Below are 14,419 nucleotides of genomic sequence, written 5' to 3'. Positions count from 1 at the left end.
AGACTGGGTTGATAGGCCAGGAATGTAAGGCTCGTGAGGGTTTGAGTTGACTGGTACTAATATCCCGATGACTAACAAAATTGAGTATTAATGTTTGTTTTGGGCATGCCAATTACGTGTGTTGGCATTGGCATTTGCGTCCACTGTGCGGTTCACGATTCAACCAGTCTTCTTTTTTTGGTTGGTTCAAATTGGTTTTCGTGGTGGTCATAGCGGTGAGGTCACGCCCGGTTCCGTTCCGATCCCGGTAGCTAAGCTTGCCAGCGCTGATGGTACTGCACTTTTTAGTGTGGGAGAGTAAGACGCTGCCACGATTATTCTTCTGGTTTAGCCTCCAGGCCTGCTTTTGTTAGTGGGTTTGGGGGCTAGATCTTTATCCCCATTTAACAACAGCAAGCCTAAGCCTCCCGCCCTCGGCCTGAAAGTCTGAGCGAAAACTTTTTCTACGGAGATGAATGAGGCAGGGGTTCATCGTGACGAAAGGCCGAGAAGAATTCGCGGCTGCGTGCTTAGAATAGGCGTGATGAGATGGCAAAATATCAAGCACCACGTTCGTGAAGTTTTCCGTCCCCAGGGGCTCCAGACCGATGTAGGAGCCTCACCTGAGTCTGAGCTGACCCAAGTAAGCGGGCAACAGGAAGAAATCGATCAGATGATCGAGGAAGATGAGCTGCTCACTGAGCAATCTAAAGTGGTAATGCGACTTGGGCACATGCTGCTGGCCTGCGGCGCTAGCTCCTTCCGCGTCAAAGTCTCGATGTCTCGCCTGGCTGCCGCTCTCGGGGTGAGGGAGCACCACGCGCAGGTGACATTTGGAGAGATTTCCTCGACGGTGTACGGAAAGTGCAACTTCCGTACTGAGGTATCAGAGCAGCGAACCTTTGGTACAAATGCCGCGCAGTTGGACCGACTGCGGGTGTTTGTGCAGCATCTAAAGGTGCGGATGAGCGTGGAGGAGGCCAACCGGGCACTCGACAAGATTGCTGCTAACGGTCCAGAGTACGGCACTGTTGCGAATATGCTGGCCTCAGGTATTAGCTGTGCGTGCTTCTGTTTTCTAAACCGAGGCGGTTTGGTCGAATGCATCCTTGCCGGTATTGCCGCTACGGCCGGACAGGCGCTGCGTAAGCAGATGATGATAAGGCACATGAACCACTTCGGCATCTGGATGGCTTGTGGGGTAGTGGCCTCCACCATTTACGTTGCCTTAGCGACTCTTTTCAATCTCGCACTGCCGCATCTGGCGAGTGCTTCCGAAATAGCAAACTTGCCCGTGTGGTTCACAGGAACTTCCTCCGGATACCACGCCGGTATTGTCTCGGCCGTACTGTTCCTAGTGCCCGGATTCCCCTTGATTACCGCTATGCTCGATTTAGTTCGTTCGGACCTAGCTGCCGGGGTAAACAGGTCCGTGTACGTGATGATGCTAGTAGTGTCTGCGGGCGCGGCAGTCTGGCTGACATCGCTAGCATTCAGCTGGGCAGTAGATCCGCCGGCAACGCCGCCGATTTCGGGTGTCGGACTTTACCTAGTACGAATGCTTTGCTCCTTTATTGCGGCATACGGCTTCGCAATGCTCTTCAACTGCACGTTAGAAGTCTCTTTCTGGGCAGCGCTTATTTGCGCAATTGTAAACCCCTTGCGTTTCTTCGGCGTCGAAGAAGGCCTACTGTGGCAGTTTGCGGTGGGGGTCGAGGCATTCGCGATTGGCATGGGCGCTCACTTTATTTCTAAGGCCACAAAATACGCGTATTCACGGGTCTCCCTGTCAGTGCCCGCTGCGGTGCTAATGATCCCAGGTGTGCCGCTGTACGCGGGACTTACCCATATGAACCAGGGCAACTACGCGGAGGCCATCTCGTCCATCACCGAGGTATGCATTGTAATTCTGGCAGTAGGGATCGGGCTAGCTCTAGCACGAATGGTCACGGATCCCAACTGGCGTACAGAATCCGAGCTGCGAAAGCTGCACCCGGGAGCTAAGACGGCACACCGCTACGTGATGCGGTAGTTACATACCGCCCAATAGTTGGGCGGCAAGAATCTTGCCGATCATTGCCATCGGATAAATCATGGCGTAGCCCAGTGCAACGCGCGGATCCATTCCTGTGCGGGAATTGGCAAAGCCAAGGATTGCTGGCTGGGTCTGCGCGCCACCTAGGTAACCCGATAGGCGAGTGCCGCCCATCTTCCATCCCCATCGCATACTGGCGTAGAGGGCAAAGCCTACAAACGATGTGATGACGGCCCCTAGTACCATGATCTTCCACCAGTGTCCTCCGGTAAAAGCACCCGCTATTTGGCCGCCTGCGTTAGTGCCAGCTTGAGCAAGGAAGATTAGCAAGCCTAGTTCCGAAAGTACTTGGCAGGTGGTAAACGGCATGGTGGTTACAAATTTGCCAACGCGGCCAATCTTGCCCATAACCAAGCCAACAACGAGTGTTCCCGCAGCTGAACCGATAGAGAATTCTTCTCCGGTAGGGGTGAAGATTGGCAGCTCACCAAGAAGTACCCCAAGAGCCATACCCAGCCCCAAAGCGATCGGATTGATGTCGGTGAGACCTCGGGATGAATCGCCGAAGAACTTAGTGATCTCTTTCATCTTAGAAACGGGAGCAACAACGCGGACTCGGTCGCCTTGCTGCAAGACTAGATTGGGTTCACCAATCATGTCGACGTCACCACGGCGGACTCGCGAGATGGTGGCAGAGAACCGTCGAGGCATCTCGAGCTCGTCCACAGTAAGACCTGCAATCTTTGAATCAGAGAGAGTAATTCTGCGGAAATCTAGATGCGTGCGGTCTTCGATTAGGGAATGCGAGGAGCCGTGCCCAAGTGAATCTATTATATTGTTTACCAAATCTACTGGGCCAACGACGGTGACTAGATCGCCGCGCCTAAGCCGATCCGACGAGGACGGACGGACGATAGTGGAAGCCTCGCTGCGCTTTAGTCGAGAAAACGTTATTCTGTCGCCGTACTTGGCAAGAATGTCTGCCACCTGTGGCTCATCGTCTCGCTCGACACGAATTGTCCGGTTCGCGACTGGGGAGGGAGTGTCCTTGTCAGAGGACCTGTAGGCCAATGCTGCACCGGCGAAGCCGAGCATTCCTACCACCCCAAAGATATAAGCAATAGAGTAGCCAACGGTAGCCAGCCCCTCGTTGCCCGAGGCAACCCCTGCTGCCGAAAGTGCCGGTGTATTTGTTAGGGCACCGGCGAAGGTGCCGGCAATCAAGGCGATATCCATGTGGAATATATGGACACCTACAAGGTAAGCGATGACTGCCGCGAGCCCGATGACGACAACGTAGGTAACGATTGGTCCTAACGATTTCTTGAGGCCTGCAAAGAAATTCGGTCCAGAGTTGATGCCGATTGCGAATGCGAATAGTGCTAGCCCAAAAATCCCGAGTAGGTGATCCACTTTGAGCTCTACTCCGTAAGCATTCGCCCATGCAGACAGGCCAATAGCCACGAAGAGTACGGCAGCGGAGCCCATCCCTATGCCCCGGATCTTAATGTGTCCAAAGATCATTCCTACGCCGACGAGGATGAAGAGTAACAAGACTCCATTGCCGGCCAAATATTCAAATACGGAAGCCACGAAACCTTACCTTTCCAGAATGTATCTTGGCTCACTATTGCATTTCCTTCTAATCTACTTCTGGAATTGCTCCCTGCCAGGCGGTTTGCTGTTAGAGGAATAGGCCTGCAGCGGCGACGACTCAGATATTAGGGCAGTGGCGTGTGCGATAAATCGTGACGGTATGAAAATTGGGCGCCCCGGTGGCTTGCTTTTCTTTAATGCGAGCGTCCCAAATCGTGACGTATGCGGTTCCAAGAAATGAAATGTCCGTACAGTTGTTGCATGTCAAAGCAAATCGACCTAGCGGTAATTCCTGGCGACGGGATCGGTCCTGAAGTGGTGGCTGAAGGACTGAAGGTGTTGCGGGCGGCGTTGCCACCCGAGATTGCCACAATTCAGACGCATGTGTTTTCTTTGGGTGCAGCGCACTATCACAAGAGTGGGGAAGTGCTCTCGGAGGAAACTCTAGAGAAGATACGGGCAAACGACGCGATTTTCCTCGGCGCCATTGGCGATCCATCCGTGCCCGCTGGCGTCCTAGAGCGCGGGTTGCTCCTGAAGCTACGATTCGCCCTCGACCATAGTGTCAATCTTCGTCCGGCGCGAAGCTATCCCGGCGTAAAAGGCGTGTTGCAGGCGAAGAACAATATTGATTTTGTTGTAGTTCGAGAGGGGACAGAGGGCCTCTATTGCGGTAATGGCGGTGTGCTTCGGGCTGGCACAGATCAAGAAATCGCTACCGAAGTATCTGTCAACACTGCCTACGGAGTAAATCGCGTAGTCCGCTACGCATTCGCACAAGCAATGCGCAGGCGAAAGAAAGTCACGCTGGTCCATAAGAAAAATGTGCTCGTAAACGCAGGGAGCTTGTGGTCTCGCGTAGTTAGTGAAGTAGCCGCAGAATATCCGCAGGTCGAAGTCGATTACTGCCACGTCGACGCGGCGACTATTTATCTACTAACAGATCCCGAACGCTTCGACGTGATCTGCACCGATAATCTGTTCGGAGACATCTTGACTGACGAGGCTGGTGCTATTACCGGAGGCATCGGATTGGCTGCCTCAGCAAACATCAACGTTGAGGGAACTGCGCCCTCGATGTTTGAACCGGTGCACGGCTCCGCGCCAGACATTGCCGGCCAGCAAAAAGCAGACCCACGAGCCGCTATTTTATCGATTGCGCTTCTGCTTGCCCATCAAGGATTTGATAATGAATCCAGGCGAGTAACCAAGGCAGTGCAGGCCGATGTGGCTAGCGGAGCTTCTGCGCGAACTACTGCAGAAATTGGTTCTGATATTGCCGCTGCGCTAAAGAGCACTGCCGATTAAAAGAAAAAGTAAAAGCAAAACTTTATAGGGTATTAGTAAAAAGGAAGGGACCGATGGCCACACATACTCCCACAGAGCTGGAAAAACAAGGATCCGAACCACTACCCGCAGCCGATGCGTTAGCTGGTAAGTTCCCAGTCCATCCACATCCGAAACCTGCTGACAAAGACGAATACGAGCGCATCATGTCCACGCTCGACTTCGGCCGAGATTTCACCGACTACATGGCTGTAGCAGATTGGAATAGTCAAGAAGGCTGGCACAATTACCGGATCGAGCCATTCGGGCCTATCTCGCTGTCACCGGCTGCGGCCGTACTGCACTACGGGCAAGAAGTATTTGAAGGATTGAAGGCATACCGCCACGCAGACGGGTCGGTATGGACCTTCAGGCCGCGCTACAACGCGGCCCGCTTTAACGCTTCCGCCCGCCGCCTCGCCTTGCCCGAACTGCCTGTGGAAGACTTCGTGCGCGCAGTCGTCGACCTCGTGCGTGCTGACAAACGGTGGGTGCCACAGGCCGAAGGTACTTCGCTGTACCTGCGTCCCTTTATGATCGCCACAGAAGCATTCCTGGGAGTGCACTCGGCGAATAATGTGACCTTCTATCTGATAGCTTCGCCCTCGGGAAGTTACTTCAAAGGTGGGGCAGAAGGCGTGAGTATTTGGGTAGACCGCAAATACCACAGGGCAGGCCCCGGCGGCACGGGAATGGCCAAGTGCGGAGGCAACTACGCCGCATCTCTACTGCCGCAAAATCTAGCGGCTAAAAAAGGTTACGCGCAGGTATGCTTCCTGGATACGACGCAGACCTACTTGGAAGAGCTCGGCGGAATGAACGTCTTCGTGGTGCGTGCCGACGGAACTGTTGCTACCCCCAGGCTGAGCGGCGTGATCTTAGAGGGAAACACCAGGAGCGCAATCTGCCGACTGCTCCGAGAGGGAGGCACAGAAGTCCGCGAAGAAGACATAGCGCTAAGCAGGCTTCTGGAGGACATCAAGAGCGGGGCGGTAACCGAGGTATTCGCCTGCGGCACCGCAGCCGTAGTCACCCCCATCACAAAACTAGGGAGTGACGACTTCGAAGTTGAACTACCGGTTGGTGCCAAGACGGTCGCCCTGCGCAAGCAACTCACAGACATCCAGAACGGGCTCAGCGAAGACCCATACAACTGGACCTACAAGATCTCTGACTAGCAAAGAAAACAATGACCAAAATAGAAACCACTCACGTTGGTTCACTGCCACGTACTTCGGAACTATTGGATGCGAACAAGAGGCGTTCGGAAGGAAGAATCTCCGAAACCGAGTTTGCGCAGATCCTTACCGATTCCGTGCAGGACGTGGTTCGCCGCCAGAAAGACATCGGGATCGACATCGTCAACGAGGGCGAGTACGGGCACATCACTTCCGGTGCGGTTGACTACGGCGCCTGGTGGAATTACTCGTTCTCCCGCATGGGTGGGCTAACCATGACCAACGAAGACCGGTGGGCAGCCCAAGACATTGTGCGTTCTGAACCCGGAAAGATTCGACTAACCTCGTTTCCTGACCGGCGTGACCGCGCAAAATTCCGCGATGCATACGAGGATCCTAATTCCGGCATCCTCGGGGGAAGAGCCTCGGTTGGAAATCCGAAAATTACCGGACCGCTAACCTACACCGCCGGCGAGCAGGTAGGTGCTGATATCGACTTGCTCACCAAAGCCATGAAGGATAACGGAATTGCAAAAGGATTTATTGCAGCACTTTCGCCGGGATCTGCGGCCCGAATCAAGAACGAATACTATGCCACCGATGCTGACGTCGTAGAAGCTTGCGCCGATGTGATGGCCGAGGAATACAAAGCCATTGCCGAGGCCGGACTTACCGTTCAACTCGATGCCCCAGATTTGGCTGAGTCCTGGGACCAGATCAATCCGGAACCCACCATTGCCGACTACCAAAAATGGTTGCAGATTCGAATCGATGCCATTAATAAGGCGATCTCCGGGATCGCTCCGGAGCAGGTGCGACTGCACATCTGTTGGGGTTCTTGGCACGGACCACATACGACAGACATTCCGTTCGAAGCAATCATTGAGCAGTGCCTGCAGGTAAATGCCGGGCAGTTCAGTTTTGAAGGATCTTCGCCCAGACATGCCCACGAATGGAAAATTTGGAAGAAATACCAGCTTCCAGCCGGCCGAAAGATTGTGCCCGGGGTAGTCTGCCATTCGACCAACGTGGTGGAACATCCGGAGCTTGTCGCAGAACGCATCATTCGTTTTGCCGAGGTCGTAGGCCCAGAAAACGTAATCGCTTCCACCGACTGCGGCCTGGGAGGGAGGGTGCATTCCCAGATCGCATGGGCAAAGCTAGAGGCACTCGCACAGGGCGCCGAGATAGCTAGTGAGCGGCTATTCTAAGGGGCTAATACCTTCCTCAAGAAGGCCGTAAATATAGGAATCTGCTAGGGCTTCCCACGAGGCTTCGATCAAGTCGGTACCCACACCAACAGTGGTCCAAGTTCCCGTGGGGCCCGCGGCTTCCAGTAACACGCGTACGGTGGCATCCGAGCCATGGTCCTCATCTAAGATGCGGACCTTAAAGTCAATGAGTTTTAGCTTTTGCACCGTGGGGTAGAACTGGGCTAGTGCCCCCGAAAAAGCATGATCAAGCGCGTTTACCGGGCCATTTCCGGCGCAACTACGAATCACCTGCGCGCCACCAGCAGTCAATGAGACTTCCGCTTTAGCGCGCGTTCTGCCTCCCGGGGTAGCGGTATTGGGAGCAAGTGCCAGCACCTGCGCATGCCAAGATTCGACCTCGAAATAGTGGGGGAGGTTTCCCTGCAAATACCGCACGAGAAGTGCAAAGGAGGCGTCGGCGGCATCGTAGGTGTATCCGCGGGCTTCACGTTCCTTGACAGCGTTCGTAACTTTTCTGAGCAAGGTCGGGTCCGTAGCAGGGATTCCCAGTTCGGCAGCCTTCATCTCGACTAGTGCCCGTCCAGACATTTCAGAGACCAGCATCCTTCTACTATTACCGACCTGTTCCGGATTAACGTGCTGGTAGAGGGCGGGATCAACCTTCATTGCCGAAGCGTGTAGACCACCCTTGTGAGCGAACGCTGAAGCCCCCACGTAGGGGTCGCGCGCGAAAGGAGAAATATTGGTGATCTCCGAAATGCGATGCGAGAGATGAGTCAGGTCCGCGAGCCTTGTAGGGTCAGCAAGGGTCTTGCATCCCATCTTCAACTCTAGGTTCGCAATGGTGGTGAATAAGTTTGAATTTCCCGTTCGTTCGCCATACCCATTGGCGGTTACCTGCACCTGCCTTGCTCCGGCCTCGACAGCCACCACCGCGTTCGCATTTGCGCAGCCAGAATCGTTATGAGCATGAATTCCAACCGCATCGCCGAAGCGTTCCACTAGCGCCTTGGTGTGGGCGAAGATTTGCCCCGGCAGGGTACCTCCATTGGTGTCGCACGCAATGACTGTGTGAGCGCCATTTCTAAGAGCAGTATCGGCAACCCTGAGGGCGTAGTCGCTACGGTGCAGGGAATCAAAACAATGCTCCAGGTCAACCATTACCTGTTTGCCTTGACTGCAAAGAAAGGCAACCGTGTCAGCCACCATCCGCAAATTTTCGGAAAGATCTGTGTGAAGAGCTTTTTGCACATGTGTCTCGTCAGCCTTCGCCACCAACGTCACCTGGGGAGCGCAGCACCCGGCAAGCGCCGCTACCTGCGGATCGCTAGCAGCCGGAACGTGCGGTTTGGCGGTAGCGCCAAAAGCGCAAAGCTGGGCGTTTACGAGTGATAATTCACCCGCTTTGGTAAAAAACTCGCTATCCTTGGGGCCCATTCCGGGCCATCCGCCCTCGACATAAGCGATCCCAATCTTGTCGAGTGCCTTCACAATGCGAAGCTTATCTGCGACAGAAAGGGAGATACCTTCCTGTTGGGCACCATCGCGAAGGGTGGTGTCGTATATAGCTATCCGTGTGCGCTCCATGTACCTAAATGTATACGCAATAGTCTAAAAGGCATCATTAATACGCCGCGAGAGGCATATTTCCAAAGGAATAATTTGCGATATTCCTTCCAAAATAGCCGAAGTGTTCACTAACTGGCCTAAAAATGCCCTTTCATTTGAAGCTCCCTAAACTAGTTGAAAAATAACGGAAAAGGAGAGGACATGGCATACCCACTTCGTTCGCGAACTTCCACGCACGGTCGGAATATGGCAGGAGCTCGTTCGCTATGGCGAGCAACAGGCATGACGGACGAAGATTTTGGAAAACCGATTATTGCCATCGCAAATTCCTTTACGCAGTTTGTTCCCGGACACGTTCATCTAAAAGATATGGGCCAGTTGGTAGCAAAATCCGTGGCAGCCGCTGGGGGAGTAGCAAAGGAATTTAATACGATCGCGATCGACGATGGTATTGCCATGGGTCATACCGGAATGCTGTACTCGCTCCCGTCGCGCGAATTGATCGCTGATTCTGTCGAATTCATGGTTAATGCGCACTGTGCAGATGCCCTAGTTTGTATCTCGAATTGCGACAAAATAACGCCGGGAATGCTGCTAGCTGCGATGCGACTGAACATTCCCACAATCTTTGTCTCTGGTGGGCCAATGGAAGCGGGGAAGAACATTCCTCCCGAAGCGATTGTAGGGACAACCCACACCGGTAAAGGCAGCTTGATCACTGTAATGGCTGCTACCGCAGACGACGTGCTTGACGATGACACCCTGCTGCGGGTTGAAAAGCTTGCCTGTCCTACCTGCGGGTCATGTTCCGGAATGTTTACTGCCAATTCCATGAACTGTCTGACGGAGGCACTGGGGCTGTCTCTGCCTGGAAATGGCTCCACACTAGCTACCCACGCCTTTAGGAAAACTCTGTTTGAAAAGGCCGGAAACCTCATTGTGGAATTGGCAAACCGCTACTACGAGGGCGAGGACGAATCCGTGTTGCCGCGTTCTATCGCCTCCAGAGATGCGTTCTTCAACGCGATGAGCTTGGACATGGCTATGGGCGGTTCTTCGAACACTGTCTTGCACCTGTTGGCTGTAGCCCGAGAGGCGGGCACAGACTTCGACCTCGAGGACATTGCAACGCTGGGTAGGACAGTACCGTGTCTGGCAAAGGTGGCTCCGAACCACGTTGACTACCACATGGAGGACGTGCACCGGGCAGGAGGCGTCCCGGCAATCTTGGGAGAACTAGACCGGGCGGGGCTACTGCGCCATACCGTTCACACTGTCCATTCCGACAGCTTGGATTCATGGCTGCGGAAGTGGGATGTGCGCGGCGCAGACGCCAGCGAGGAAGCAAAAGAACTATTCAGTGCCGCTCCCGGCGGAGTGCGCACCACCGTTCCTTTCTCGACCACCAATCAGTGGAAACAGTTGGACACCGATTCTGAAAATGGATGCATCAGAGCAGTCACAAACGCCTACACGAAGAATGGTGGGCTGACAGTGCTCCGAGGCAACCTCGCGCCAGAAGGGGCGATCGTGAAGGCTGCCGGCATTGATCCGGAACTCTTCCATTTCGAAGGGGAAGCCATCGTAATGGAGTCTCAAGAGGAAGCCATCCAAAAGATCCTAGACAAAACAGTACATGCCGGCCACGTCGTAGTAATACGCTACGAAGGCCCCTCAGGAGGCCCCGGAATGCAAGAAATGTTGTATCCGACCTCGTTCCTGAAAGGACGCGGGCTGGGCAAGAAGTGCGCGCTGATCACTGACGGGCGCTTCTCGGGCGGAACCTCAGGGATTTCCATCGGGCACATCTCGCCGGAAGCAGCCGATGGCGGACTTATTGGCCTGATCGAGGACGGCGACCGCATCGTGATCGACGTGAACACGGAAGAGCTAACCCTGAAAGTAGACGAAGAAGAGCTGGAACGCAGACGGCAAAAAATGGAGCAGCGAGAAAAACCATGGACGCCGCTAGCCCGCGACCGGAAAATATCGGCCGCACTTCAGCTATACGCTGCAACCGCCAGCTCAGCATCACAGGGGGCGAGCCGCGACATCTCGAGGGTGCTATAAAACTTTAGGGGGTGGGAAAATCCACCCCCTAATCACTAGTCTCGCTTGCCGAAGACTGCTGTGCCGACGCGCACCCGTGTGGCTCCGTGTGCCACGGCAATTTCAAGATCCTGCGTCATTCCCATAGACAGATCTTTTGCTTGCGCGGTGCCTTCTTCACCGGAGGCGAGGACGGTGTCGCGAATTTCGCGCAAAGCCTCGAAGGACGCAACAATCTTCGCTTCCTCGCTTGTATGAGCCCCGATCGTCATGAAGCCGCGCAGGTTTAGCCCTTCAGCAGCTGCGGCAGCGTACGCCAGCTCGACGGCCTCTTCAGGCTTACACCCGGACTTGGTTTCCTCGCCGGAGGTATTTACCTGTACCCACACGTCGAATCCCTCGGGGAACCTATCAGCAAAGCGTCCGCCTGGTCGGACCCGTTCGGAAATCTTATTGATTAGTTTGCCCCGATCGATGGTTTCGATACCGGTGACGCAACCCAGGGCGTTATTCAACTTGTTCGATTGCAGGTTGCCAATCATGTTCACCTTTGATTCGACCATCGTGGCGCTAATGGCATCAAAAGTAGCCTGTGCCTCTTGCACCTTATTTTGCCCGAGCAATACGGGCAGTGACAGTTCGTGCAGGGCTACTGCGGCTGCTGCGCAAGTTGCCGGAGTCTGCGTTTTTATGGCTAGTTCTAGATCTACCTCGGAGCCGTTTCGGCCCGCCTTTTCAGCAGCGTCATCAATCCGCCGCCTGATCGTCGAAATAGACTTCTTTAGATCTTCCACAGTTAGCTTTGTCTCAGACATACTTCAATCATACTGATTTCAGTCGGCGCTCACGGAAATAGTGTGCACCACGGCCCGCCGCTTACCGGCTAATGCGGCCTCATCAGAGGCATCGAGATCAGCAAGGGCCCAAATCCGCCACGGTAGGTCGCCCTCGGGATCCAAAATGGTTTGCCGCGCCAGCCAGATGCGTCCTTCCAATGCCCGTCCTGCTAGAGGGGAGTCCAGATCTATCCCAATTGTTGCTAGGTCAGCCTCGGTGGGGGCGGAGATGACTTTGAATAGTCCAGCCGAACGAGCATCCTGATCGGTGCCAATCCAGTCGTACTCGTTGTAGTAACGATCTAAAACGTTATTCCACCGGTCTTCATCCCACCCTGGATCCTGCAAATCCAGGAGGCCGTCGACGTCCTCTCGTGCCATCAACTCAACGCGTCTGAAGAGCTCTTTGCGAATCGCGGTGGTGAAGGCATGTTTGTTGGCAGAAAAAGCAACATTGCCGTTCTCGTCTGCCCCGAAAGCAACTTCGGTACCTACTGTTTCGGGCTGGGCAGACACGGCCTGGTTGCCCATCATCTCCCATTCAGCCAGCAACGAGGAATCGACCGCTCTAACCAGGTCTCCTAGCCAGGTGACAATAGCGTCGAACTCTTCGTTTCGGGCATCCTGCGGAACGATCTGGTGCAGCGAGCGATAGGCGTCGGACAGATATCGCAGGATCACGCCCTCGGAACGAGCCAGATCGTAGCGAGAGATGAGTGAGGAGAAAGTGTCAGCGTTTTCGACCATTTCGCGGACTACAGATTTGGGAGACGGTTCATTTCCTGCCACCCAGGGGTTGGTTTGGCGGAAGGTCGAGAAAGCGCCATGTAGCTCTTCTGCAAGCGGGGTGGGCCAGGATATTTCATCGAGGGCGTCCATCCGCTGATCGTAGTCCAGGCCCTCTGCTTTCATCGCTGCCATGGCCTGATCGCGTGCAAGTCGCCTTTGGGCGAAGAGGAGGGGGCGCGGATCTTCCAGAATCGATTCGACGACCGAAACAACGTCGAGGGCGTAGGTCGGCGAATCCGGATCTAGCAGTTCTACTGCGGCTAGGGCAAAAGGTGACAGTGCCTGGTTTAGTGCGAAGGATTCTGGCAGTTCGCGCTGTAGCACGAGCTTTCCTTCTTCCCACGCCACGACTTCGGCGGTGCGAAGTGAGGAATAGATTTGCCCGAGAGTGCGCAGATGACGGTTGCGCTCGCGGGGTTTGTCGTGGTTGTTGCGAGCCAGACACACTAGGTGAGAGGCCGCATCGCGGTTGCCCGACAGCACGTTTAGCACCATGGAGTGAGTCATTGTGAACTGCGAGGAGAGGGCTTCCGGCTGTGCCTGAGTTAGTCGCTCGAAGGTAGCCTCGGTCCAGGAGACGAAGCCTTCTGGGGCCTGCTTCAACTTGGCTCGTCCGCCCGTCTTTTTGCCATTTACTACCGCCTGCGCGCGCGCTTTGATTTTGGCGTTTTCAATTTCGTGTTCGGGGGCTTGCACTTCTACAAAGCCAATGGTGTCGAATCCGGCTCTGCCTGCCCTGCCAGCGATCTGGTGGAATTCGCGGGCCGAAAGGTGGCGGGAGCGTCTGCCGTCGAACTTGGTTAGGGAGGCTAGTACTACGGTGCGGATGGGAACGTTGATGCCGACTCCTAGTGTGTCTGTACCGCATATAGCAACTAGAAGTCCCTCTTGGGTGAGCCGCTCTACTAGGCGGCGGTATCGGGGCAACATCCCGGCGTGATGGACGCCGATCCCGGCGCGAAGTAGCGTTTTCAGGGTCTTGCCGAACCCGCCGCCGAAGGAAAAGCCTTTGATAGCTTCGGCAACCTTGTCCCTTTGGCTGCGCGAGACTTTCGAGGTCGCCGCTAGAGCACTCGCTCTCTCGATGGCGTCGCGCTGGGCAAAATGTACCAGGTAGATTGGCCAGCGGCCCTGTTTCATCAGCCTTTCGATCAACTCTGAGGTTTCTTCGTACGTGTAGTTGAATTCCAGGGGGACAGGGCGTTTGGCATTGTCGATTACTGAGACGGTGCGAGAGGTGCGGTTGTATAGGTCTTCTTTGAAGAAGTCGATGTTGCCTAGCGTGGCTGACATCAGCACCATCTGGGTTTTTGTCATTTCGAGTAGCGGCACTTGCCAGGCCCACCCGCGCTGGTGATCGCCGTAGAAGTGGAATTCATCCATAATGGCTATGCCGCAGTCGGTCTCGGCACCGTCTGCCAGGGCCTGGTTGGCAAGGATTTCGGCGGTGCAGCAGATTATGGGCGCATCCGCGTTTAGGGACACGTCACCGGTTACCATTCCCACGTTCTCGGTACCGAAAAGTCCGGCCAGATCGAAGAATTTTTCGGAGACTAACGCTTTCAGGGGAGCGGTGTAGTAGCTGCGTTCGCCTCTGGACAGTGCCACCATGTGTGCTGCTAGGGCGATCATGGACTTGCCCGAGCCAGTAGGCGTTGCGGCAATTACGTGCTCCCCAGCTGCGATGGCGAGGGCGGCGTCGAGCTGGTGCGGGTAAAGTTCGCGTCCGCCCTCCTTCGCCCAGGCGGCAAAGGCTTCAATGACGGCGGTGGGATCTGCGATCTTGCCGCTGTCTTCTAGATCGTCGAGCAGTAGGTTTAGCGCGGGTTTCATAGCCATGTTGGTGCC

Annotated in this window: 9 protein-coding genes and 1 rRNA gene; 6 read left to right on the top strand and 4 right to left on the bottom strand. The window is 55.0% G+C overall.

Translation table 11 applies throughout. From position 1 onward, the window contains the following. Positions 1 to 199 precede the first annotated feature (199 nt). Positions 200 to 314: ribosomal RNA gene (gene rrf, locus AC1EKG_RS02405) — 5S ribosomal RNA — on the top strand. Between the two features lie 209 nt (positions 315 to 523). Further along, positions 524 to 2,011, top strand: a complete 1,488-nt coding sequence (locus AC1EKG_RS02400) for a threonine/serine exporter family protein (RefSeq protein WP_004804516.1) — start codon at positions 524 to 526, stop codon at positions 2,009 to 2,011. On the opposite strand, the gene AC1EKG_RS02395 is transcribed toward AC1EKG_RS02400, so the two are convergent. Next, positions 2,012 to 3,607 carry an aspartate:alanine exchanger family transporter gene (locus AC1EKG_RS02395; protein WP_070425085.1) on the bottom strand — a complete coding sequence of 532 codons (1,596 nt, stop codon included), beginning with the start codon at positions 3,605 to 3,607 and terminating at the stop codon, positions 2,012 to 2,014. It lies immediately after the preceding gene. Positions 3,608 to 3,871: 264 nt separating this feature from the next. Here AC1EKG_RS02395 and AC1EKG_RS02390 point away from each other — a divergent pair, with 264 nt between their 5' ends. From AC1EKG_RS02390 to AC1EKG_RS02380, 3 genes are read left to right on the top strand one after another with little or no spacing between them, the layout of a single operon-like run. Continuing rightward, a complete protein-coding gene (locus AC1EKG_RS02390) occupies positions 3,872 to 4,918 on the top strand; it encodes a 3-isopropylmalate dehydrogenase (protein ID WP_004804521.1) in 1,047 nt (348 codons plus the stop codon). Positions 4,919 to 4,971: 53 nt separating this feature from the next. Next, positions 4,972 to 6,114 carry a branched-chain amino acid aminotransferase gene (locus tag AC1EKG_RS02385; RefSeq protein WP_004804523.1) on the top strand — a complete coding sequence of 381 codons (1,143 nt, stop codon included), beginning with the start codon at positions 4,972 to 4,974 and terminating at the stop codon, positions 6,112 to 6,114. An 11-nt stretch (positions 6,115 to 6,125) separates the two neighbouring features. Beyond that, positions 6,126 to 7,325 (top strand): cobalamin-independent methionine synthase II family protein, encoded by a 1,200-nt coding sequence (locus AC1EKG_RS02380; RefSeq protein WP_048706566.1) that lies wholly within the window; start codon positions 6,126 to 6,128, stop codon positions 7,323 to 7,325. On the opposite strand, the gene cimA is transcribed toward AC1EKG_RS02380, so the two are convergent. Next, positions 7,317 to 8,915 (bottom strand): citramalate synthase, encoded by a 1,599-nt coding sequence (gene cimA / locus AC1EKG_RS02375; RefSeq protein WP_004804527.1) that lies wholly within the window; start codon positions 8,913 to 8,915, stop codon positions 7,317 to 7,319. The genes AC1EKG_RS02380 and cimA overlap by 9 nt on opposite strands. A 183-nt stretch (positions 8,916 to 9,098) precedes the next feature. Here cimA and ilvD point away from each other — a divergent pair, with 183 nt between their 5' ends. Continuing rightward, positions 9,099 to 10,967, top strand: a complete 1,869-nt coding sequence (ilvD, locus tag AC1EKG_RS02370; RefSeq protein WP_004804529.1) for a dihydroxy-acid dehydratase — start codon at positions 9,099 to 9,101, stop codon at positions 10,965 to 10,967. Positions 10,968 to 11,002: 35 nt separating this feature from the next. Here ilvD and AC1EKG_RS02365 read toward each other — a convergent pair whose 3' ends face one another. Both AC1EKG_RS02365 and AC1EKG_RS02360 read right to left on the bottom strand, forming a co-directional pair. Next, positions 11,003 to 11,761, bottom strand: coding sequence for a YggS family pyridoxal phosphate-dependent enzyme (locus AC1EKG_RS02365; protein ID WP_004804531.1), 759 nt, complete (start codon positions 11,759 to 11,761; stop codon positions 11,003 to 11,005). Between the two features lie 18 nt (positions 11,762 to 11,779). Next, positions 11,780 to 14,404, bottom strand: coding sequence for a DEAD/DEAH box helicase (locus AC1EKG_RS02360; protein WP_040314692.1), 2,625 nt, complete (start codon positions 14,402 to 14,404; stop codon positions 11,780 to 11,782). Positions 14,405 to 14,419: the final 15 nt, after the last annotated feature.

The sequence above is a fragment of the Winkia sp. C0117E2 genome (assembly GCF_056590455.1).
The sequence above is the reverse complement of the archived record's forward strand: the minus strand, read 5'-3'. Positions and strand labels throughout refer to the sequence as shown.

Bases quoted from the DNA above. Each gene is read 5' to 3' on its own strand.
- AC1EKG_RS02385 (WP_004804523.1), top strand. From the start codon at position 4,972: ATGGCCACACATACTCCCACAGAGCTGGAAAAACAAGGATCCGAACCA.
- AC1EKG_RS02400 (WP_004804516.1), top strand. From the start codon at position 524: ATGAGATGGCAAAATATCAAGCACCACGTTCGTGAAGTTTTCCGTCCC.
- ilvD (WP_004804529.1), top strand. From the start codon at position 9,099: ATGGCATACCCACTTCGTTCGCGAACTTCCACGCACGGTCGGAATATG.
- AC1EKG_RS02390 (WP_004804521.1), top strand. From the start codon at position 3,872: ATGTCAAAGCAAATCGACCTAGCGGTAATTCCTGGCGACGGGATCGGT.
- AC1EKG_RS02380 (WP_048706566.1), top strand. From the start codon at position 6,126: ATGACCAAAATAGAAACCACTCACGTTGGTTCACTGCCACGTACTTCG.
- AC1EKG_RS02365 (WP_004804531.1), bottom strand. From the start codon at position 11,761: ATGTCTGAGACAAAGCTAACTGTGGAAGATCTAAAGAAGTCTATTTCG.
- cimA (WP_004804527.1), bottom strand. From the start codon at position 8,915: ATGGAGCGCACACGGATAGCTATATACGACACCACCCTTCGCGATGGT.
- AC1EKG_RS02360 (WP_040314692.1), bottom strand. From the start codon at position 14,404: ATGAAACCCGCGCTAAACCTACTGCTCGACGATCTAGAAGACAGCGGC.